Origin of the sequence: Edwardsiella anguillarum ET080813 (assembly GCF_000264765.2) — a bacterium.
GTDB lineage: Bacteria > Pseudomonadota > Gammaproteobacteria > Enterobacterales > Enterobacteriaceae > Edwardsiella > Edwardsiella anguillarum.
The window spans coordinates 454,936-473,644 of sequence record NZ_CP006664.1; the positions used below are offsets into that span (position 1 = coordinate 454,936).

At 62.5% G+C, this 18,709-nt stretch carries 20 protein-coding genes; 5 read left to right on the plus strand and 15 right to left on the minus strand.

All coding sequences use genetic code 11. The annotated features are described in order from the left end of the window. Positions 1–175 precede the first annotated feature (175 nt). The 3 genes from mepA to prmB all read right to left on the minus strand — a co-directional run bounded on the left by mepA (position 176) and on the right by prmB (position 3,134). Entirely contained in the window at positions 176–982 is an 807-nt protein-coding gene (mepA, locus tag ETEE_RS02040; protein WP_370634785.1) for a penicillin-insensitive murein endopeptidase, read from the minus strand. A 37-nt stretch (positions 983–1,019) separates the two neighbouring features. Beyond that, positions 1,020–2,108, minus strand: a complete 1,089-nt coding sequence (aroC, locus tag ETEE_RS02045) for a chorismate synthase (protein ID WP_034162680.1) — start codon at positions 2,106–2,108, stop codon at positions 1,020–1,022. 93 nt (positions 2,109–2,201) lie between these two features. Next, entirely contained in the window at positions 2,202–3,134 is a 933-nt protein-coding gene (gene prmB, locus ETEE_RS02050) for a 50S ribosomal protein L3 N(5)-glutamine methyltransferase (protein ID WP_034162681.1), read from the minus strand. A gap of 210 nt (positions 3,135–3,344) precedes the next feature. Here prmB and smrB point away from each other — a divergent pair, with 210 nt between their 5' ends. Then, on the plus strand, positions 3,345–3,890 hold the full coding sequence (gene smrB / locus ETEE_RS02055) for an endonuclease SmrB (protein WP_034162682.1): 546 nt from the start codon (positions 3,345–3,347) through the stop codon (positions 3,888–3,890). Between the two features lie 51 nt (positions 3,891–3,941). Here smrB and sixA read toward each other — a convergent pair whose 3' ends face one another. Together sixA and ETEE_RS02065 are read right to left on the minus strand one after the other, a co-directional pair. Beyond that, positions 3,942–4,418, minus strand: coding sequence for a phosphohistidine phosphatase SixA (gene sixA, locus ETEE_RS02060; RefSeq protein ID WP_034162683.1), 477 nt, complete (start codon positions 4,416–4,418; stop codon positions 3,942–3,944). A gap of 392 nt (positions 4,419–4,810) precedes the next feature. Next, positions 4,811–5,107, minus strand: coding sequence for a YfcZ/YiiS family protein (locus tag ETEE_RS02065; protein ID WP_015461965.1), 297 nt, complete (start codon positions 5,105–5,107; stop codon positions 4,811–4,813). Between the two features lie 397 nt (positions 5,108–5,504). On the opposite strand from ETEE_RS02065, the gene fadL reads away from it, so the two are divergent. Continuing rightward, positions 5,505–6,821, plus strand: a complete 1,317-nt coding sequence (gene fadL, locus ETEE_RS02070) for a long-chain fatty acid transporter FadL (protein ID WP_034162684.1) — start codon at positions 5,505–5,507, stop codon at positions 6,819–6,821. A 284-nt stretch (positions 6,822–7,105) separates the two neighbouring features. Here the strand turns inward: fadL and mlaA are convergent, their stop codons facing one another. The 10 genes from mlaA to ccmA all read right to left on the minus strand — a co-directional run bounded on the left by mlaA (position 7,106) and on the right by ccmA (position 15,098). Next, positions 7,106–7,873 (minus strand): phospholipid-binding lipoprotein MlaA, encoded by a 768-nt coding sequence (mlaA, locus tag ETEE_RS02075; RefSeq protein WP_034162685.1) that lies wholly within the window; start codon positions 7,871–7,873, stop codon positions 7,106–7,108. A gap of 69 nt (positions 7,874–7,942) precedes the next feature. Further along, positions 7,943–9,160 (minus strand): c-type cytochrome biogenesis protein CcmI, encoded by a 1,218-nt coding sequence (gene ccmI / locus ETEE_RS02080; protein ID WP_081854045.1) that lies wholly within the window; start codon positions 9,158–9,160, stop codon positions 7,943–7,945. Beyond that, positions 9,157–9,660 (minus strand): cytochrome c-type biogenesis protein, encoded by a 504-nt coding sequence (locus ETEE_RS02085; RefSeq protein WP_034162686.1) that lies wholly within the window; start codon positions 9,658–9,660, stop codon positions 9,157–9,159. The genes ccmI and ETEE_RS02085 overlap by 4 nt, the downstream gene beginning before the upstream one ends. After that, complete coding sequence (locus ETEE_RS02090) at positions 9,657–10,211, minus strand: DsbE family thiol:disulfide interchange protein (RefSeq protein ID WP_034162687.1); 555 nt, start codon at positions 10,209–10,211, stop codon at positions 9,657–9,659. The genes ETEE_RS02085 and ETEE_RS02090 overlap by 4 nt, the downstream gene beginning before the upstream one ends. Further along, entirely contained in the window at positions 10,208–12,175 is a 1,968-nt protein-coding gene (locus ETEE_RS02095) for a heme lyase CcmF/NrfE family subunit (RefSeq protein ID WP_034162688.1), read from the minus strand. The genes ETEE_RS02090 and ETEE_RS02095 overlap by 4 nt, the downstream gene beginning before the upstream one ends. Next, complete coding sequence (gene ccmE, locus ETEE_RS02100) at positions 12,172–12,660, minus strand: cytochrome c maturation protein CcmE (RefSeq protein ID WP_034162731.1); 489 nt, start codon at positions 12,658–12,660, stop codon at positions 12,172–12,174. Before ccmE ends, ETEE_RS02095 begins: the two co-directional genes overlap by 4 nt. Next, positions 12,660–12,893: a heme exporter protein CcmD gene (ccmD, locus tag ETEE_RS02105; RefSeq protein ID WP_034162689.1), complete on the minus strand. Its 234-nt coding sequence runs from the start codon at positions 12,891–12,893 to the stop codon at positions 12,660–12,662. Before ccmD ends, ccmE begins: the two co-directional genes overlap by 1 nt. Further along, entirely contained in the window at positions 12,890–13,642 is a 753-nt protein-coding gene (locus ETEE_RS02110; RefSeq protein WP_034162690.1) for a heme ABC transporter permease, read from the minus strand. The genes ccmD and ETEE_RS02110 overlap by 4 nt, the downstream gene beginning before the upstream one ends. A gap of 176 nt (positions 13,643–13,818) precedes the next feature. Next, the gene (ccmB, locus tag ETEE_RS02115; RefSeq protein ID WP_034162691.1) at positions 13,819–14,478 is read right to left on the minus strand and encodes a heme exporter protein CcmB; all 660 of its coding nucleotides are present in this window, start codon (positions 14,476–14,478) and stop codon (positions 13,819–13,821) included. Next, positions 14,475–15,098, minus strand: coding sequence for a cytochrome c biogenesis heme-transporting ATPase CcmA (ccmA, locus tag ETEE_RS02120; RefSeq protein ID WP_034162692.1), 624 nt, complete (start codon positions 15,096–15,098; stop codon positions 14,475–14,477). The genes ccmB and ccmA overlap by 4 nt, the downstream gene beginning before the upstream one ends. Positions 15,099–15,794: 696 nt before the next feature. Here ccmA and ETEE_RS02125 point away from each other — a divergent pair. Genes ETEE_RS02125 through ETEE_RS02135 form a run of 3 tightly spaced genes read left to right on the plus strand, consistent with a single transcriptional unit; the run spans position 15,795 to position 18,678 of the window. Further along, positions 15,795–16,004: a DUF1656 domain-containing protein gene (locus ETEE_RS02125; protein WP_034162693.1), complete on the plus strand. Its 210-nt coding sequence runs from the start codon at positions 15,795–15,797 to the stop codon at positions 16,002–16,004. An 11-nt stretch (positions 16,005–16,015) separates the two neighbouring features. Then, positions 16,016–17,005: an HlyD family secretion protein gene (locus tag ETEE_RS02130; protein WP_034162694.1), complete on the plus strand. Its 990-nt coding sequence runs from the start codon at positions 16,016–16,018 to the stop codon at positions 17,003–17,005. 8 nt (positions 17,006–17,013) lie between these two features. After that, a complete protein-coding gene (locus tag ETEE_RS02135; RefSeq protein WP_034162695.1) occupies positions 17,014–18,678 on the plus strand; it encodes an FUSC family protein in 1,665 nt (554 codons plus the stop codon). Positions 18,679–18,709: the final 31 nt, after the last annotated feature.

The window sequence follows — 18,709 nt, forward strand, 5'->3', positions numbered from 1 at the left end:
CGTCCGTTTCCGGGATGAGCGGAGGGCCGCGGATCCCGGACTCGGGCGCGGGGAGAGGCTGACGCCCCGCCCTGATGCGGCGGACGGACGCCCTAACCACGCCGGCTGGCGTCCCCCATGGAGGGCGTCGCGATCGTCGCCCTCTATGCCACGACGGACGCCGGCGAGCGCCGATCTAGCCGTGAAGCTGCGCCAGCAGCGCCTGACACGCCGGCGGCAGCGGCGGCGGCGTCAGCGGCTTGGCCGGCGTGCTGCGCGGCGGCGGCGGCTGGAACCAGCTGGCCAGCTCCGCGCCGCAGCCATCGCCCGCCGGCGGCGGCGTTTGCGCCTCACAATCCACGCTGCCCGGCGGACAGCGCAGGCGCACGTGCATATGGGCGCGGTGGGCAAACCACGGGCGCACCTTATGCAGCCAGGCGCGATCGCCGCCGGCCGTCTCGCACAGCTGACGCTTGATCGCCGGGTTGACAAAAATACGCACCACCTGGGGATCCTGCGCCGCCAGCCTGATCAGCTCGCCGACCTGCGGCGTCCAGCGCGACGGGATCACCCTGTCGGCGCCGACGGCCACCAGATCCTGCGGCACCGGCTGCCGCAGCTGCTGCGGCGTCCAGCGCACCTGGGGCAGCTGTAGCCAGATATCCACATCCAGCCCCGACTGATGGCTGGCGTGACCGCCGTTGAAGCGTCCACCGGCCGGCATCGCCATATCGCCGATCAGCAGGGTACCCAGACGCTGCGTGCGGGCCTCGGCACCCAGGCGCGCCACGAACGCCAGCAGCGTCGGATGGCCGAAGTAGCGCCGCTGATCGCTGCGCATGACCTGATAGTTCTCCGACGCCAGCGGCAGCGCCTGGGCGCCGATGATACAGCCATTGGCGTAGCTGCCGATGGCCTGCGGCGCACCGGCCACCGGCTGGGCAATGCGCTGCCAGGGCGTCTGGGTCTGAGCCAGCGCCGGCAGCGCGCACAGCGCTGCCAGCCATAACCACGCGCGTTTACTCACGCTGACCACTCCTTTATGACCAACGCGGAACCGTACAGGCGACATCCGCGCACTGCGCACGCTGGCGCAGCAGATGATCCATCAACACCAGCGCCATCATCGCCTCGGCGATCGGCACCGCCCGGATCCCCACGCAGGGGTCGTGACGGCCGCGGGTGACCATGGTCGTCGCCTCGCCGGCGCGGGTAATCGTCTGCCCTGGCACCATAATGCTCGACGTCGGCTTCAGCGCCAGGCGCGCCAGCAGCGGCTGACCGCTGCTGATCCCACCCAGAATACCGCCGGCATGGTTGCTGAGAAAGCCCGCCGGGGTGATCTCATCGCGATGCTCGCTGCCGCGCTGCCCCACCGCCGCAAAGCCGTCGCCGATCTCGACGCCCTTCACCGCATTGATGCTCATCAGCGCATGGGCCAGGTCGGCGTCCAGCCGATCGAAGACCGGCTCGCCCAGCCCAGGGGGAACCCCGGTCGCCATCACCGTCACCTCGGCGCCGATCGAGTCGCCGCACTTTTTCAGATCGCGCATCAGGGCATCCAGCGCCTCCAGCTGCTGCACATCGGGACAGAAGAAGGGATTCTGCTCTACCTGCGCCCAGTCAGACAGGCGGCAGACGATATCGCCCATCCGGCTCAGGCAGGCGCGGATAACGATGCCATGCTGCTGCTGAAGGTATTTTTTAGCGATCGCCCCGGCGGCGACGCGCATCGCGGTCTCCCGCGCCGAGGAGCGCCCGCCGCCCCGGTAGTCGCGCAGGCCATACTTCTGCTCATAGCTGTAGTCGGCGTGGCCCGGGCGAAACAGATCCTTGATGGCGCCATAGTCCTGCGAGCGCTGATCGGTGTTCTCGATCAGCAGCCCAATACTGGTGCCGGTGGTCATCCCCTCAAAGACGCCCGACAGGATCCGCACCCGGTCGGCCTCGCGCCGCGCCGTGGTGTAGCGCGACGCGCCGGGGCGACGGCGATCGAGATCGCGCTGCAGATCCGCCTCGCTCAGCGCCATTCCCGGCGGAACGCCGTCCACAATGCAGCCCAGCGCCGCACCGTGCGACTCGCCGAAGGTGGTTACTCTGAATACCTGACCAATGCTGTTTCCCGCCATGTCACTCTCCTGGTTGCCCTGACGCCATCAGGGGACTGCCTGTCTCTGCATTCGGAATAAAGGGGGGCAGGCCCAGCGACCGCCCCCTCGCGCTCAGCTGCGGTAAAGGGCGAAGTGCTCCGCGCACTCCAGCAGCTGCTGACGCGTCAGCATAAAGACGCCGTCGCCGCCGTTATCGAACTCCAGCCAGACAAACGGGATCTGCGGATACTGCGCCATCAGATGCACCATGCTGTTGCCCACTTCACAGATCAGGACCCCGTCATCGCTCAGATAGTCCGGCGCACAGGCCAGGATACGGCGTACCAGCTTCAGGCCATCGCTGCCGGCGGCCAGCCCCAGCGCCGGCTCATGGCGGAACTCGTCGGGCAGATCGGACATGTCCTCTTCATCGACATAGGGCGGATTGGTCACGATCAGGTCATAGCGCAGCGGCGGCAGCTCACGGAACAGATCGGAGCGGATCGGCGTCACCTGCTGCTCCAGGCCGTGCTGCTGAATGTTATGCTCCGTCACCGCCAGCACATCGCTGGAGATATCCACCGCGTCCACTTCGGCCTGCGGGAACGCATAGGCGCAGGCGATGGCGATGCAGCCGCTGCCGGTACACATATCCAGAATGTGCTGCGGCTCATCGCCGATCAGGCCGGAGAAGCGATTGTCGATAAGCTCGCCGATCGGCGAACGCGGCACCAGCACCCGCTCGTCCACATAGAATTCGTGCCCGCAGAACCAGGCCTTATTGGTCAGATAGGCGACCGGAATACGCTCATTGATACGGCGGATCACCCGCTCAACGATACGGTGACGCTCACTCAGGGTCAGACGGGCGCTACGCATATCCTCAGGAATGTCCATCGGCAGATAGAGCGTCGGCAGCACCAGCTGCACGGCCTCATCCCACGCGTTATCCGTGCCGTGGCCGTAGTAAACCTCAGCGGCGTTAAAGCGGCTGACGGTCCAGCGCAGCATATCCTGAATGGTGTGCAGTTCGTTTACCGCCTCATCGACGAAAATCTTGTCCAAAGTAGCCTCCAGCAGCGCTCGGAAAGTCATGCCTCACGGCATAGATTACATAATATTGAGTGATACCCGTCGGGGTATAGCGGCTGTAGTGTGCCATGAAGCCACGGACAAATCAGCAAGGATCCGCCGCCGACGGCGGTTTTACTTAGCGCGGCGCCCATCTGCGGTTACACTGTGATTATCAGTAAGAAATCAGCGAACCGTCACAGCATGAGCAAGAAACATTCCATCAATGGCGATGACGTCGCCCTGTTCCGCACCGTCGTCGCCGGTATCCGCCCCCTGAGCCAGGACAGGGTAACCCATCGCCCGGCGCGCCTGACGCGCCAGGCGGCGCCGCAAAAGGTGCTGCAGGAGCAGATCGACGCCAGCTTCTACTTTTCCGATGAGTTTCAGCCCAACTTGAGCAGCGACGGGCCGACCCGCTACGTCCGCCCCGACGTCAGCCACTTTGAGCTAAAGCAGCTGCGTCGCGGCGACTACACCCCGGAGATGTTTCTCGATCTGCACGGCCTGACCCAACAACAGGCCAAACAGGAGCTGGGGGCGCTAATTGCCGCCTGCCGCCGCGAACACCTCTGCTGCGCCTGCGTCATGCACGGCCACGGCAAGCATGTTCTCAAGCAGCAGACGCCGCTGTGGCTGGCGCAGCACCCCGACGTCCGCGCCTTTTATCAGGCGCCGCGCGAATGGGGCGGCGATGCCGCGCTGCTGGTGCTCATTGAGGTCGATGAACGAGAGACGCCGCACCTCTGAGGCGCGGGCTCCACGCCGGCCGCCGTCGGGCGACGGGACCGATAAGGAAGATCAGAGGTCGTCGGCCAGCTGGGATGGGCTCACCTGCCACGCCAGCTCACCCGCGGCCCCGTCCAGGGTTACGGCGGCGATGGCCGAGGTCGCAAACATCGGCGGCGTCTCCTGTGGGCAGAGGGCGGAGACCAGATAGCCGACCAGCGGCAGATGCGAGATCACCAGCACCCGCTGCGACGCCTGCTGTGACAGCGCCTCAAGGTAGCTGGCGGTGACATCGGCATCGCCGCCCGGCACCAGCTCGTTCAGGATCTCGACTTCGCTCGGCAGCGACAGCGCCTCGCGCACCGCGGCCAGCGTCTGCTGCGCCCGCAGATAGGGGCTGACCAGCACCCGATCGATGTTCTCAACCTGGCTACCCAGCCAGGCCGCCATGCGCACGGATTCCGCACGACCGACCTGCGTCAACGGACGCTGCGCATCGCTGGCGGCCTCAAGCGCCGCTTCACCGTGACGCATAATAAAAACTTGCATATTGCACCGCTACTGTTGGTAAACGCCGACGCCACCGTGCGCGGCCCTTACACCCTGGTGGAAAGAAAAATATCGTTACTCAATGCATCCTTTTCCGCGCCAAGCCGGAAGAGCAAAGGATCGCAGTGGGGCTACCGCCGATTTATTGTTATCACGAGGCGACGCGCGCCGTTATTCGGCGCGCTGTTAACGGCGCACCCCGTACGCCGCAGGGACGAAAACTACCCCGTTCACCGCCGGCTGTACAGATCTTAAAGGCAAAAGAGTTGCAGCCAGTGATCCGGCTCTCATCCCCCTGCGGGCGGCCCAATGCCATCGGCCCGCGCGGCGGATAACCTCCGATTACAAAAAAACGCACGGTCTCCCGTGCGTTTTTCCCCCTCGGCGCACGCTTAGCGCAGGCCCAGCTGGAAAATCAGCGTCTCGGCCTGACAGCAGAACAGGAAATCGATGTTCAGCTCGAAGCCCTGCGCATTCTGCGCAATGCTGCTGGTGATCTGGCACGGCTCGGACGCGACGGACTGCGCCTTTTCAGTCAGCTGAGCCAGCATCGCCTGAGCCTCATCCTGGCTGGCAAATAGATGACGGTAAGATGCGGTGCAGTCGGTATTGTCCATCACGGTACCTACGTCTACACAACAGCATGCCGCGGTTTCAGTCGCGCTGCATTTATTGATTGCATCGGTCATTTCGCTTGTCTCCTCAGTGGGGCAACCGCCCCGATAGTCGTGCCAATGATGATCTGGCTCAAAAAACAGGATATTTACGCTTATTTTACCTCGCCCGCCTTTTTCACACTAGCGCCAGGAGAGCGGAATTACGCATCGCGCCAAAATCGCGTAATCTCCACGGTTTGCGGCGTTTTTTCACCTATATTCACCCAGCAAGGTAATAATCTTACAACAAAAATAACAAATTAAAAACATCAACCCCATGAAATCAAAGAACAATATTGCAACATTCAGCCATCGTCCCGCGCCGATACGGCACTGGTCTGATTTGTTAGGCCGCCGCTCCCCCCTACAATCCGCGCTCCTTGTTACGACGTGTAACATTGTTTAAAAAAAGTTCTACGAGGCTTCGGATATGCGCCAGAAAAAACTGTTTACTCGATCGGCGTTAGCCGCGGCGGTAGCACTACTCTCTTCCAACGTCAACGCGGCGGGTTTTCAGCTCAATGAATTCTCCGCGGCCGGACTGGGCCGGGCCTTCTCCGGCGAAGGGGCCATGATCGACACGCCGGCCTCCGCCAGCCGCAACCCGGCCGTGCTGAGCACCTTCGACCGTCCGGCGATCTCCGTCGGCGGCATTTATATCGATCCGGGCGTCGATATCACCGGAACCTCGCCGACCGGTCAGAGCCTGAACGCGCACAACATCGCCCCGAGCGCGCTGATCCCCAACCTGCACTACGTGCAGCCGCTGAACGATCGCTGGTCCATCGGCGCCTCCGCCACCAGCAACTACGGCCTGGCCACCGATTTTAGCGATAACTACACCGCCGGCGCCTTTGGCGGCACCACCGATCTGATGACCGCCAACTTTAACCTGAGCACCGCCTACCGCCTCAACCAGCAGCTGAGCTTCGGCTTAGGCGTCAACGCGGTATACGCCAAGGCGAAGATCGATCGCTATGCCGGCGATCTGCCGCAGATGCTGGCCCCCAAGCTGCCGCAGCCGTATCGGTCAATGGCCATGAACATTCCCGCCGACACCCAGATCGCCGATCTGAAAGGCCACGCCTGGGGCTACGGCTGGAACGCCGGGATCCTGTTCCAGGTAGACGAGCGTAACCGCTACGCCCTGACCTACCGTTCAGAGGTAAAGCTCGACTTTAAAGGCGACTACAGCAGCGCCCTGCCCGCTAACCTGAACCCGATCCTGGGCGTCATCGGCCTGCCGATGGGCAGCAGCGGCCAAGTCATTCCGGGCAAGCTGAGCATGACCCTGCCGGCGATGCTAGAGGTCTCCGGCTATAACCGCGTGGCGCCGCAGTGGGCTATCCACTACAGCCTGGCCTATACCACCTGGAGCCAGTTTAAAGAGCTGAAGGCCACCAATAACAGCAACGATACCCTGTTCCAGAAGGATGAGCAGTTCCACGACGCCTACCGTATGGCGCTGGGGGCCACCTACTACTATGACGATAGCTGGACCTTCCGCGGCGGCGTAGCATTTGACGCGACGCCGGTGCCGGCCGAGCACCGCTCTATCTCCATTCCGGATCAGAACCGCGCCTGGCTGAGCGGCGGCTTCAGCTACGCCTTTAACCGCGATCTCTCCGTGGACGTCGGCGCCTCCTATATGCACGGCTCCCACGTTGACTTCAAGGAAGGTCCCTATACCTTCCGCTCCGTCGGTAAGGCCTGGCTGTACGGCGCTAACCTGAACTACGCCTTCTAATCGCGACGCCGTCAGACATCGAGCGCCCCTGTGGGGCGCTTTTTTTATCTCTGCGCCCACGACGGCCCGGAAAGCCACCGCCGCACGATGAGGGCGATAGCGCGCCGATCGTCCCGGCAAAAGGCGGCCGGTACGGCAACGCTCGGCGGCGTCCGTGGGTATGGTAAGGGAGAAGGCGGTGGGACGCCAAAGCGGGAGCGGTCGCCGCGAGGAAGTCGACGCGCGCGGCGGCGCTGCAGAGATAAAAAAACGGGCGCCCGCCGGACGCCCACGCAGCCTATGCCTCAGTTAGCCGAGTCGATATCTTTCAAATCGTCCTGGATCGCCTGCGCATTGGGGTTGGTCTCCTGCTGAACCTGACCGCCGTTGACCAGGAAGTCATTGTACTGGAAGTAAGCCTCGCGTACCGTGATGTACGGATCGGGCGAGTTGCGCAGCAGGCCGTCGGAGTCCAGCAGCTGGGCCCGGGTTTCAATCCCCTCCAGCGCCCACTTACCGGCCGACATCCAGAAGGTCAGCCACCCCAGCGGCGGATAGAGGTAATCCACCGAATCGCCCCCCTCCTGGCGCAGGGTAAAGCTGCCGTAGCCCGGCAGCACCACGTAGGGGCCGTAGGGGATATGGTAGTAGCCCAGCGTACTGCCGAAGCGCTGTGGATCCTGCTTGCCCAGCTTGTCAGGGTTGGCCATCGCCGCAACGTCGATCAGCCCGCCCATCCCCAGCGTCGTGTTGAGGAAGAAGCGGTTAAAGTGACGGAAGCCGTCATAGATCCGCCCCTCGGCAAAGCTGTTCACCATGCTGGCCGGCTCCGCCAGGTTAACGAAGAAATTCATCAATCCGTTACGCGCAGGGCGGGGAACATAGTCACGCCATACCACGGCCACCGGCCGCACCAGGTAGGGGTCAAGGTAGTCATAGTTCACGCTGAACATGGCCCGGTTAAAGCCCTCCAGCGGATCCGATCGCCCCTGTGTATCGTGCGGGGAAGATCCCGTGGCACAGCCGGCCAATACCACGCTTGCCAGGGCCACCCCCGCCAGACGATATTTCATAATTCACTCCATCAACAAGAACGCCCCTTTACGGGGCGCCCTTCACTGCCTTACGCGCCGCTCAGCCGCCTAAGGCGCCTGACGGCTAAGGGTTATCGCCACCGTTTTACCGCTAGTATAGGGTAAAACTGCACTTTCTCCGAACACATCGCTCTGTCCGTCAGCCCCCCCCGCGCCCGGCGGCACCACCCGCGCTCGTATGGAAAACTGCGCCAGCGAAGAGAGCAGCCGCTCCGGCATCATCGCATCGCCGTCTGACAGGGTCACCGACTGCGGGAAATGGCCCAGCGGCAACCGTTTTACCGCCACCGGTAGCGGGCTATTGCCGTCGGTCAGGGTGATCATCAGCTGGCTGCCGGACGGCAGCTGGCGCTCCAGCGCCGGATCCATGCTGATATCGACCCGCACCTGTGCCGCGTCGATCCCCGCCTGCACCCGCGCCTGCGCAATGCTGCGCTCGATCATATCGCGGCGCCGATCGTCCGGCGGCAGCAGCTTCAGCATCATCTCCCAGGCGCCGATCGCCTGACGAAACTCACCCTGCTCGAAGGCGTTAAACGCCAGCAGGCTCAGCACCCGGGTATTCTGGTGATCCTGGCTGAGCAGACGGCGCAGCAGCGCGGCGGCGTCGCGGTTATCCTGCTCATCGCTGGAACGCGTCAGCACCTCGGCGTAGCCCAGTGCCACCTCAGGCTCGCCGGGGGCCAGTTTATAGGCGTGGGCAAACGCCTGCGTGGCCGTCGTTGCGTTATTCAGCGCCATCCCGATCCGCCCCAGCATCACCCAGTCCGCCACATTGTCCGGATGCGACTGCAGCTCGGTGCGCAGCCCCAGCCCCAGGCGCGTCAGCTCCTCGCGATCCAGCGGCTTCTGATCTTCGTGCATCACCCGCTCGCGCAGCTGCGGCAGCTGCGTCATCACCCGCCGCCACTCGGCCACCTGACTCCAGCCGCCGGTTTTCAGATAGAAGCCCAGCGACAGCCCCACCAGCACCAGCACGCCCGGCAGCAGCGCCCAGCGCCCGATCGGCTGAGCGCGCTGCTCCGCCTGCTTCGGCACGTCATTCAGCAGGTTATGCTGCAGATCCGTCAGCATCTCTGCGTGCCCCTCGACCAGCCCCTGCGCCTCATCCTGCTCCAGCTCACGCAGACGCTGATGATACAGCTGGGTATTCAGGCGATCGCGATCCGCCCCGTCATCGCCGCGCGGCGTACGCAGCGCCGGGATCAAAAACAGCGCTGCGGCGGCGGCCAGCAGCAGTATCACTATCAGCCAAAAGGTTATCATCGCGGCTCTCCGTCATGCTCTTGGTTAAGCAAGCGCCGCAGGCGCTGCCGCTCGGCCTCGCTCAGGTCAGCCTGCGCCGCCTCGCTATCGCGCTGTGCCGTGCGCGCCGGACGGCGACGGGCCAGACGCACCAGCACCCATCCGCCGCCCAGGATCGCCAGCAGCGGCCCGATCCACAGGATCAGGGTCGCCGGCGTCACCGGCGGCTCATAGGTCACAAAGTTGCCGTAGCGCGCCACCATATAGTCCACCACCTGTTGCTGGTTATAGCCCTGCTGCATCAGCTCATACACCTTCTGGCGCATGTCCGAGGCGATGATGGCGTTGGAGTCGGCAATGCTGTTGTTCTGACACTTGGGGCAGCGCAGCTGCTCCGTCAGCTCGCGATACTGCTGCTCCTGCGCCTCGCTGGTAAAGTTGTAGGTGTCGATCACCGCCGCCCACAGGACGCCCGGCAGCAGCAGTCCCAGCGCCAGCAACGCGCCGCGTAACCCCTTCATGATTGACCTCCCTGATATTTCAGCCACAGCGGCTCAATCTCTTCCTTCCAGACCCGCTCATTCAGATCGCCGGCGTGGCGATAGCGAATAATGCCGTTACCGTCGATCAGGAAGGTCTCCGGCGCGCCGTATACCCCCAGATCCAGCCCCAGCATGCCGTCGCCGTCATACAGGCTCAGCGCATAGGGGTTCCCCAGCTCGTTCAGCCATTTGATCGCCTTCTGCCGATCGTCCTTGTAGTTCAGGCCGACCACCCTGATCCCGCGCGCCGCCAGGGTATTCAGATACTGATGTTCGGCATAGCAGGTCGGACACCAGGTGGCCCATACGTTCAGCAGCAGCGGCTTGCCGTCGTGCAGCACCGACTGGCTATAGGTTTTGCCCGGCGTATCCAGCGAGGCGAGGCGGAACGCCGGCACCGGTTTGCCGATCAGCGCCGATTCCAGCATCGTGGGATCTTCGCCGCTGGCGTTGCGCTGTAGCTGGATCAGAAACGCCAGCACCAGCAGTAAGAACAGCGCCAGCGGAATAAAAAGCAGTTTACGGTTCATGCCGTTTTCTTCTCCTGAGCATCCTTGGCGCGGCGCGCGCTGCGATAGCGCGGATCCAGCATACACAGCAGCCCGCCGATCGACATCAGCACGCCGCCGTACCAGATCCAGCGGACAAAGGGTTTGTAGTACAGCCGGACGGCCCAGGCGCCGTCATCCAGCTCCTCGCCCAGCGCGGCATACAGATCCCGCGTCAGGCCGCCGTCCACCGCCGCCTCGGTCATCATGCTGCGCGCATTGGTATAGAAACGCTTCTCGGCGCGCAGCGTAGTCTCCGGCCTGCCGTTACGCAGCACGTCGATCAGCGCCTCGCCGCCGCTGTAGTTCGGGCCGCTGATCTCATGCACATCGCGGAAGACAAAGCGGTAGTCGCGGATCTCCAGGCTGTCGCCGGACTTCATCCGCACGTCGCGCTCAATGCTGTAGTTCTGGCTGAAGGCAATGCCGATCACCGTCACCGCCACCCCGAGGTGGGCCAGCACCATCCCCCACTGGCTGCGCGACAGCTTGCCTAGCCCGCGCCAGAAACCGTCGCGGTGAGTTGCCCGCTGGTACAGCTCCACCAGCGTCAGCACCCCCACCCACAGCGCCATCAGCAGCCCCAGCACCGTCATGGCCACGATACGATCCTGCAGCAGCCACGGCAGCAGCAGCGCCAGCGCCACGCTGATCACCAGCGCGGCCAGCAGCGGCGTGCGCAGGCGGCCCAGCGTATCGCGGCGCCAGCGCACCAGGGGGCCGACGCCCAGCAGCAGGGCGAACGGCACCATCAGATAGGTGAACATGGTATTGAAGAACGGCTCGCCGATGGAGATGCTGCCTAGCCCCAGCTGCTTGTGCACCAGCGGCAGCAGCGTTCCCAGCAGCACCACCAGCGTCGCGGCCACCAGCAGCACGTTGTTCCCCAGCAGCAGCGTCTCGCGGGAGAACAGCTCATGGCGGGTGTGACTGCGCACCTGACCGCCGCGCAGCGCATACAGCAGCAGCGAACCGCCGATCACCACCACCAGGTAGGCCAGGATAAACATGCCGCGCGCCGGATCGGAGGCGAAGGCGTGGACGGAGACCAGCACCCCGGAGCGCACCAGGAAGGTGCCCAGCAGGCACAGGGAGAAGGAGGTGATGGCCAGCAGCACTGTCCAGGCCTTAAAGGTGCCGCGCTTCTCGGTGACGGCCAGCGAATGCAGCAGGGCGGTACCGGTCAGCCAGGGCATCAGGGAGGCGTTCTCCACCGGATCCCAGAACCACCAGCCGCCCCAGCCCAGCTCATAGTAGGCCCAGAACGACCCCAGCACGATCCCCAGCGTCAGAAACACCCAGGCGGCCATGGTCCAGGGGCGAGACCAGCGCGCCCAGGCGGTATCCAGGCGCCCGGCCATCAGCGAGGCGATGGCAAACGCGAAGGCCACGGAAAAACCGACGTAGCCCATGTACAGCAGCGGCGGGTGGAAGATCAGCCCCACGTCCTGCAGCAGCGGGTTCAGATCCCGCCCGTCAATGGGAAAGCCCGGCAGCGTGCGAATAAACGGATTGGAGGTCAGCAGGATAAACAGCAGGAAGCCGATGTTGATCATCCCCATCACCGACAGCACCCGCGCGACCGAATCCAGCGGCATGCGACGACTCAGCAGCGATACCGCCAGCGTCCACCAGCTGAGCAGCATCACCCACAGCAGCAGCGACCCCTCATGGGAGCCCCAGGTCGCGGCGATCCGGAAGTAGACCGGCAGCTGCGAGTTGGAGTTGGCCGCCACGTAGGCCACGCTAAAGTCATTGGCGATAAAGGCATACACCAGGCAAATAAAGGCCAGGGTGATGGCGGCGAACAGCCCAAAGGCCAGCGGCCGCGCCAGCGCCATCATGCGCAGATCGCCGCGCGCCGCGCCCCAGCAGGGGTAGACGCTGAGCAGCACGGAAAGCGCCAGCGCCAGCGACAGTAAAAAGTTACCGATCTCTGGGATCATGATGGATTTCCGCCCCGTTGCTCTGCGCCCGACGCGGGCTGGTGATGGTTCTCTTTCATCGCTTCCTCGATCTCCGGCGGGGTGTATTTCTCATCATGCTTGGCCAGCACCTCTCTGGCCTGGATGACGTTGCCCGGCGCCAGCACCCCCTGGGCGACCACCCCCTGCCCTTCACGGAACAGGTCCGGCAGAATGCCGTTATAGGTCACCTCGACCGCCCCGCGGGCGTCATACAGCTTGAAGCTCACCTTCAAACTATCAGCGTCGCGCTGCACCGAGCCGGGCATCACCATGCCGCCGATGCGCAGGCGCTGGCCCACCTCCGGCTTCTCATGCTGCGCCCCTTTCCCCATGATGATTTCACCGGGGGTGTAGAACAGATCGATGTTGGCGCGCAGGGCATACAGCACCAGCGAGACCGTGACGGCCAGCCCCAGCAATACGCCCACGGCCAGGTATAAACGGTGTTTACGTCGTGAATTCATCATACGGGCTCACTCTCCCTGTTATCGTCATCCGCGGCCTGCTGCGCCCGGCGTATCCGCTGTTCCCGCGCCTGATGACGGCGGATCTCGCCGAACAGCGCGCGCCGGCGCAGGCGGGTATGCAGCACCAGTCCCAGCAGCGGCAGCAGCGTCAGCGCAACCGACAGCCAGACATAGAAGGCGTAGCCGCCCATCGCAAAAAACGCCTGCCAGGAATCAAAGAACGGTGTCATTGCGGGCGCCTCCCTCGCGAAGCCGGCGACGGCAGCAGCGCGGCGACCCAGGGGCGGTGCCGCTCCTGCTGCAGAATAAGGTTACGCAGACGCATCAGCGTCAGCGTGACAAAGAAAAACAGGAAGCCAAAGATGCTCAGCCGCAGCGGGGCGCGCATGCTGGGGTCGATGCTCTGCTGCATATTGCTGGACCCCTGGTGCAGCGTGTTCCACCACTCCACGGAAAAGTGGATGATCGGCAGGTTGACCACCCCGACCAGCACCAGAATGCCCGCGGCCCGCCCGGCGAGGCGGCGATCCTCAAAGGCGTTATACAGGGCGATCACCCCCAGGTAGAGGAACAGCAGCACCAGCTCGGAGGTCAGGCGGGCGTCCCACACCCACCAGGTTCCCCACATCGGTTTCCCCCACGCCGATCCGGTCGCCAGCGCAATAAAGGTAAACACCGCGCCGACCGGCGCCATGGCCGCGCCGACCAAATCTGCCATCTTCATCTGCCAGACCAGCCCGACAAAGGCCGCGACGGCCATACCCGCGTAGATCCCCATCGACCAGATGGCCGCGGGAACGTGCAGGTACATAATGCGGTAGCTGTTACCCTGCTGATAGTCCGCCGGCGCAAAGCCGAAGCCCCAGATCAGGCCGGCCAGAAGAAACAGGATACCAAGCCCCCCCAGCCAGGGGGTCAGTCTGCCGCACAGCCGATAGAGCCGTTCCGGCATGGCAAGCTGATGAAGCCATTTCCACATAGCGATTGCTCACATATTGTTATGAATGGTCCGGGCTGACGCCCGGAATGATGAAAAGTCAGTCAAATTCGGCAGTTATATACAATAAACGCCGCAAATTTTGTCCTGCCGATAGCCCTAATATCAACACGGTTTTAGTTATCGCTGCATGCAAGAACCGGCCGATAACTGTCACCCTACTGAATACTCACCCGCAGCGCGGCGGCGGCGGCAAAGGGCGCCAGCGTCATGCTGCCCGCCAGCATCGCGCCCAGGATCGCCAGATAGCCGCCGATAGGCATTCCCATCGACGCCGCGTCGATGGCCGAAGTGGCGAAAATCAGCACCGGGATGTAGAGCGGCAGCACCAGCAGGCTCAGCAGCACCCCGCCCTTGCGCAGCCCGACCGTCAACGCGACCCCGATAGCCCCGATAAAGCTCAGGGTCGGCGTACCGAGCAGCAGCGTCAGCGCAACGGCCTGCCAGGTCGCCGCGTTAAACGACAGCAGCAGCGCCACCAGCGGCGACAGGATCAGCAGCGGCAGCCCGGTCAGCAGCCAGTGGGCGATCACCTTGGCCAGCACCGTCAGCGTCAGCGGCGCCGGGATCAGCACCAGCTGCTCCAGCGAGCCGTCCAGAAAATCGTCCCTGAACAGCCGCTCCAGCGACAGCAGCGCCGCCAGCAGCGCCGCAACCCAGACGATCCCCGGCGCAATGCGCGCCAGCAGCTGCGGCTCCGGCCCGATGCTCAGCGGAAACAGCGTGACTACAATCAGAAAAAACCACAGCGGGTTGATGATTTCCGCGCCGCTGCGCAGTGCGATGCGCAGCTCGCGCCGAATGACTGCCAGTATCATACCGCCCTCTCCTCACCGCGCAGACGCAGGCGCCGCATGGCGGGGTAATTCAGGTCCTGGTGGGTCGTCAGCACGATAGCCCCCCCGGCCGCACAATGGCGCTCAAACAGCCCGATCAGCCGGGCTACGCCGCGTTTATCGATCGCCGTCAGCGGCTCATCCAGGATCCACAGCGGCGCCTGGCTCAGCCACAGCCGCGCCAGCGCCACCCGACGCTGCTGCCCCGCCGACAGCTGGGCGACCGGCACATCCTCAAAGCCGACCAGCTCGACCTGCGCCAGCGCATCCCAAATGGCGGCCTCATCCGCCTGCCCCAGCACCCGGCAGTAAAATGCCAGGTTCTCAAACGCCGTCATCACGCTTTTGACGCCGGGATGATGTCCCAAATACAGCAAGTTCTGTTGATACGTCTCCCGCTGACGGCGGATGGGCAGCCCCTGCCACAGGACCTCGCCGCGATCCGGCAGGGCCAGCCCCGCCATCATCCGCAGCAGCGTGGTCTTCCCCGCCCCGTTGGGGCCCTCAATCTGAATGATCTCCCCCGCCTGTACCTGAAAGTCCAGATCGTCAAACAGCACACGCTCATCGCGGCGGCAGCCCAGCCGGGAAATGGTCAACATGGATAGATTCTGTCCTGATTTTAGTCGTTGCATAATAGCATAAGCCCTTCGTCCCCCGAACCCCGGAGGCAACACTCGTCCTAACTCATTCGGGGTAAAATAACGCGTGAGATCAAGGATAATCACCGGGTAAATCCCGCCAAGGTACCTGAAATGCCGCCCATGCCGACGTAGTTCACATTTTGCCGCCGGCACCCGGCGCGCACTCAGCCGGCCGCGGGAGAGACGCAGAGGAAGACACGGCGCGATCCGCGCCAAGAAAAGAGGGCGCAGCGCAGCCATCGCGTTTGCGCCAGCCCCCGCGTGCCGCGCACTCTCCTCTCCCGCCCATAATCATCATTAAGCACAATAAAGAAAGACTTCATTATTTTTTAATTAGATTAGGCTCATATATCGTGAATATATATTATGAAAACAAGCTCCCTGATGACAGATTAAAAACCACGCGCCTCGGCGTCCCCGCGACGCTGCGCGCATCAATCGCGGCCGATTCAGTGCGACGCAGCGGATAACAGCGGCTATAATAGCATAATAAATATAGTGATTTCTGTCAGGAGTCCGCGCAGTCTAGACAGCGCGCGGGCTTTACTTAACTTATAAAGAACGGTTTCATTATCACACGAAATAGTAATGCGCATTATCAATAGTGTGATCTATAATACCAAACTAGAACTACTATAATAATCGTAGGTAATCATGGAACTCTTTAACGATGTCGTGCTGCTGAATGCCTTTATCCCCAAGCTGGTGGTATTAGGCATTCTTTGTTTCATTATCACCCAGCTGTCGGTGAAATTTGCCGCACGCTATCGTCTATTAAGCTATTTCTGGCATCCGCGCCTGATCGTCTGGGCTTATGCATCGGCCGTCTATGCATTACTGGTTATCGCCATCATTTATATCTAACAGGTTATGATATGCTAAAGTCACCCGCCTCACGCACGGCGTTATTTCTCGCCATCACCTTCACGATCATTATCTTTGGCATCCACGAGTACAACCAGCAGCTGAGTACCCGCCATGGCGTCGTGCGGGCGAATATCATCGATATCGCGCCTCAGGTGAGCGGCCTGGTCACCCAGGTCAATGTGCGCCACAACCAGTCGGTCAAAAAGGGGGAACTGCTTTTTTCCATCGACGACAGCGACTACCGGATCAGCGTCCAGAATGCCCGGGCGAATCTGGCAAACGTCGAACAGCAGCTGTTAGAGCAGAGCGCCGCGGTGCTCTCGGCCAAGGCGGCGCTGCAAAACGCGCAGAGCCAATACAGCTATATGCAGGCAAACTTCCAGCGCATCAGTAGCCTGAAGCGGCGTGATTTCGCCTCGACCAATGACTATCAGCAGGCCGAGACGGATCTCAATGTGAGCAAGGGAAACCTGGCCACCGCACAGGCACGGCTGCAACAGGCGATCGCCGCACGCGGCGCTATCGGCCCGGACAACGCCCAGCTGCTGGCCGCCAAGGCCACCTTGGCCAAGGCCGAGCTGGATCTCTCCCGCACCCGGGTCTATGCGCCCAGCAACGGCAACATCGCCACGGTTAACCTGAACGCGGGCGACTACGCGCGTCCCGGCAGCGCGGTTCTGGCCGAGGTCGACACCGATAATATCTGGGTCGAAGGCGCCTTCCCCGAAACCGTCATCGCCGGCATACGCGTCGGCGATAAGGCTAAGGTCTACCTGATGGCCGATACCCGCACCGTCTACCGCGGCCATGTACAGAGCATCGGCTCGGCGATCAACTCCAAGGAGCTGCCAAACCCGGGCCTGCTTTCGGAGTTGCCCCAGGTCTTTGACTGGGTTCGTCTGGCGGAAAACGTCCCGGTCAATATTCAATTGGATCCCGACACCAAGATGGAGAACTTTATTCCGGGACTCAGCGCGACCGTCGATATCATTAAGTAAGGCGCCCCATGCTACTGCAAAGTTTAAAAGCCCTGCGGTTAACCCTTGCCGTGATGCTCTCGCTCTATATCGCCATGCGACTGGGGATGCACTCGCCGGATTGGGCCGTAACCAGCGCGCTGATCGTCTCGCTGGGGACGATCGGCCAAATCCGCAGCCGCTGGTGGCAGCGCATCGTCGGTAACTTTGTCGGTGGCAGCATCGGGTTCTTCGTCATCTGGTGGCTAGCGCAGGACCCCTTTACCATCATGCTCTGCGCCGCGCTGTTTGGCAGCGTCTGCACCTATATCAGCCTGACCCATTTCCAATATAAGGACATGTGGCGTTGGGTGCTCATCGGTTTCATCATCGTCTTCAGCGCCTCCCTTTCCAATCCCAGCCACGCCTTCAGCGTACTGTTCGACCGCGTAGGCTGCGTGTTCATCGGCTCCTCCGTGATCTTCATATTCAACCTGCTGTGGCCGCTGGAATATGCCGCGTCGTGGCAGAAGCAGTATCACGCCATTCTGGAAAAGCTGGATGCCCTGCTCAATAAAGAGGATGCGGATGCGGTGGCGCTATACCTGGCTTTGTCGCAACAGATCGATCAGCTGCGCCAGTCCCTGTCCTCAAACTATGGCGACTACCGAAACATCTATTCCCGTGAATACAATGTAATCAATAGTATCTACGCGCTAGAGAAGTTCAGCCGTCACCTCTACTCCCTGCGGATGCAGCATGCCCTGGATAGCCAGGCGAAGACATGGATTAGCGCGGCCATCGCGGCGGCCAAGGCACATGAGACCATTCCCCCGATTACGCTGGAAAACTCCCCGCGCTACGCCTCACTGCTGACGCTAATCGCCGCCGATCTGCACGACATCGTGCAAAAGAATGCCACCACTGATGCGCAAAGCCGCTTTCGCTGGCAGTGGCAAAACCGCATGTTCAGCGCCGGAACCGACTCCGCCTTTACCAGCTCACTGCTGTTCTTCGTCAGCTGTATTCTGAGTCTGCTGCTCTGGCGCTATGGCTGGCCCGGCGGGCCACAGGTAATGCTCTTGACGGCGGTGCTTCTGGTCATGTGCCAATACGGTGAGCGCATGTCGCCCAAGGGGTTCGCCATCGGCTTTAGCATCGGCACGCTGTTCGCCTTCCCGATCTTTATTTTTCTACTGCCTAGCCTGCACAACGCCAATGCATTCTGGCTCAGCATGCTGTTAATCTATTTTCCGGTGGCCTTCGTGATGAATGGGCAATACAAAGTACGAGCGCTCCCCTTTATCGCCTTCGCGGTCGCCGTCATGGTCAACGCCAACAGCCACAACTACGTGCCCGGCAATGACTATTTCAACGGTTACACCACCTTCCTCTTCGCCCTGGTCGCCGTCATCACCATCAGCTCGGGGGCGCTGAGCCTGCTGGTGGTGAACGATACCGAGACCCGCCTCAAGGCGCAGATCGACGGGTGGGCCAAGGAGCGCCAGCGCTTTCTCAACCACCGCAGCCAGGAGCGGAGCAAGATACTGGTACGCCTGGAGCGCCGCACCGACATCATCCTCAGCATGTACAGCAAGCTCGATCCGGCGCAGCAGGGGGTTTGGCGTAAAAGGGTATCGGCGATACCGCTGATGCTGACGCGCATCCAGCGCTGGGAGTATCTCGAAACGCCCGCCGCATCGGCGAGCGACTGATCCCCGCAGGGTTGCGCCGCCCCCCGGCGCC

Excerpts from the sequence above, each read along its gene's own strand:
- aroC (WP_034162680.1), bottom strand. The coding sequence starts at position 2,108 with ATGGCGGGAAACAGCATTGGTCAGGTATTCAGAGTAACCACCTTCGGC.
- smrB (WP_034162682.1), top strand. The coding sequence starts at position 3,345 with ATGAGCAAGAAACATTCCATCAATGGCGATGACGTCGCCCTGTTCCGC.
- sixA (WP_034162683.1), bottom strand. The coding sequence starts at position 4,418 with ATGCAAGTTTTTATTATGCGTCACGGTGAAGCGGCGCTTGAGGCCGCC.
- ETEE_RS02065 (WP_015461965.1), bottom strand. The coding sequence starts at position 5,107 with ATGACCGATGCAATCAATAAATGCAGCGCGACTGAAACCGCGGCATGC.
- fadL (WP_034162684.1), top strand. The coding sequence starts at position 5,505 with ATGCGCCAGAAAAAACTGTTTACTCGATCGGCGTTAGCCGCGGCGGTA.
- mlaA (WP_034162685.1), bottom strand. The coding sequence starts at position 7,873 with ATGAAATATCGTCTGGCGGGGGTGGCCCTGGCAAGCGTGGTATTGGCC.
- ccmI (WP_081854045.1), bottom strand. The coding sequence starts at position 9,160 with ATGATAACCTTTTGGCTGATAGTGATACTGCTGCTGGCCGCCGCCGCA.
- ETEE_RS02085 (WP_034162686.1), bottom strand. The coding sequence starts at position 9,660 with ATGAAGGGGTTACGCGGCGCGTTGCTGGCGCTGGGACTGCTGCTGCCG.
- ETEE_RS02090 (WP_034162687.1), bottom strand. The coding sequence starts at position 10,211 with ATGAACCGTAAACTGCTTTTTATTCCGCTGGCGCTGTTCTTACTGCTG.
- ETEE_RS02095 (WP_034162688.1), bottom strand. The coding sequence starts at position 12,175 with ATGATCCCAGAGATCGGTAACTTTTTACTGTCGCTGGCGCTGGCGCTT.
- ccmE (WP_034162731.1), bottom strand. The coding sequence starts at position 12,660 with ATGAATTCACGACGTAAACACCGTTTATACCTGGCCGTGGGCGTATTG.
- ccmD (WP_034162689.1), bottom strand. The coding sequence starts at position 12,893 with ATGACACCGTTCTTTGATTCCTGGCAGGCGTTTTTTGCGATGGGCGGC.
- ETEE_RS02110 (WP_034162690.1), bottom strand. The coding sequence starts at position 13,642 with ATGTGGAAATGGCTTCATCAGCTTGCCATGCCGGAACGGCTCTATCGG.
- ccmB (WP_034162691.1), bottom strand. The coding sequence starts at position 14,478 with ATGATACTGGCAGTCATTCGGCGCGAGCTGCGCATCGCACTGCGCAGC.
- ccmA (WP_034162692.1), bottom strand. The coding sequence starts at position 15,098 with ATGTTGACCATTTCCCGGCTGGGCTGCCGCCGCGATGAGCGTGTGCTG.
- ETEE_RS02125 (WP_034162693.1), top strand. The coding sequence starts at position 15,795 with ATGGAACTCTTTAACGATGTCGTGCTGCTGAATGCCTTTATCCCCAAG.
- ETEE_RS02130 (WP_034162694.1), top strand. The coding sequence starts at position 16,016 with ATGCTAAAGTCACCCGCCTCACGCACGGCGTTATTTCTCGCCATCACC.
- ETEE_RS02135 (WP_034162695.1), top strand. The coding sequence starts at position 17,014 with ATGCTACTGCAAAGTTTAAAAGCCCTGCGGTTAACCCTTGCCGTGATG.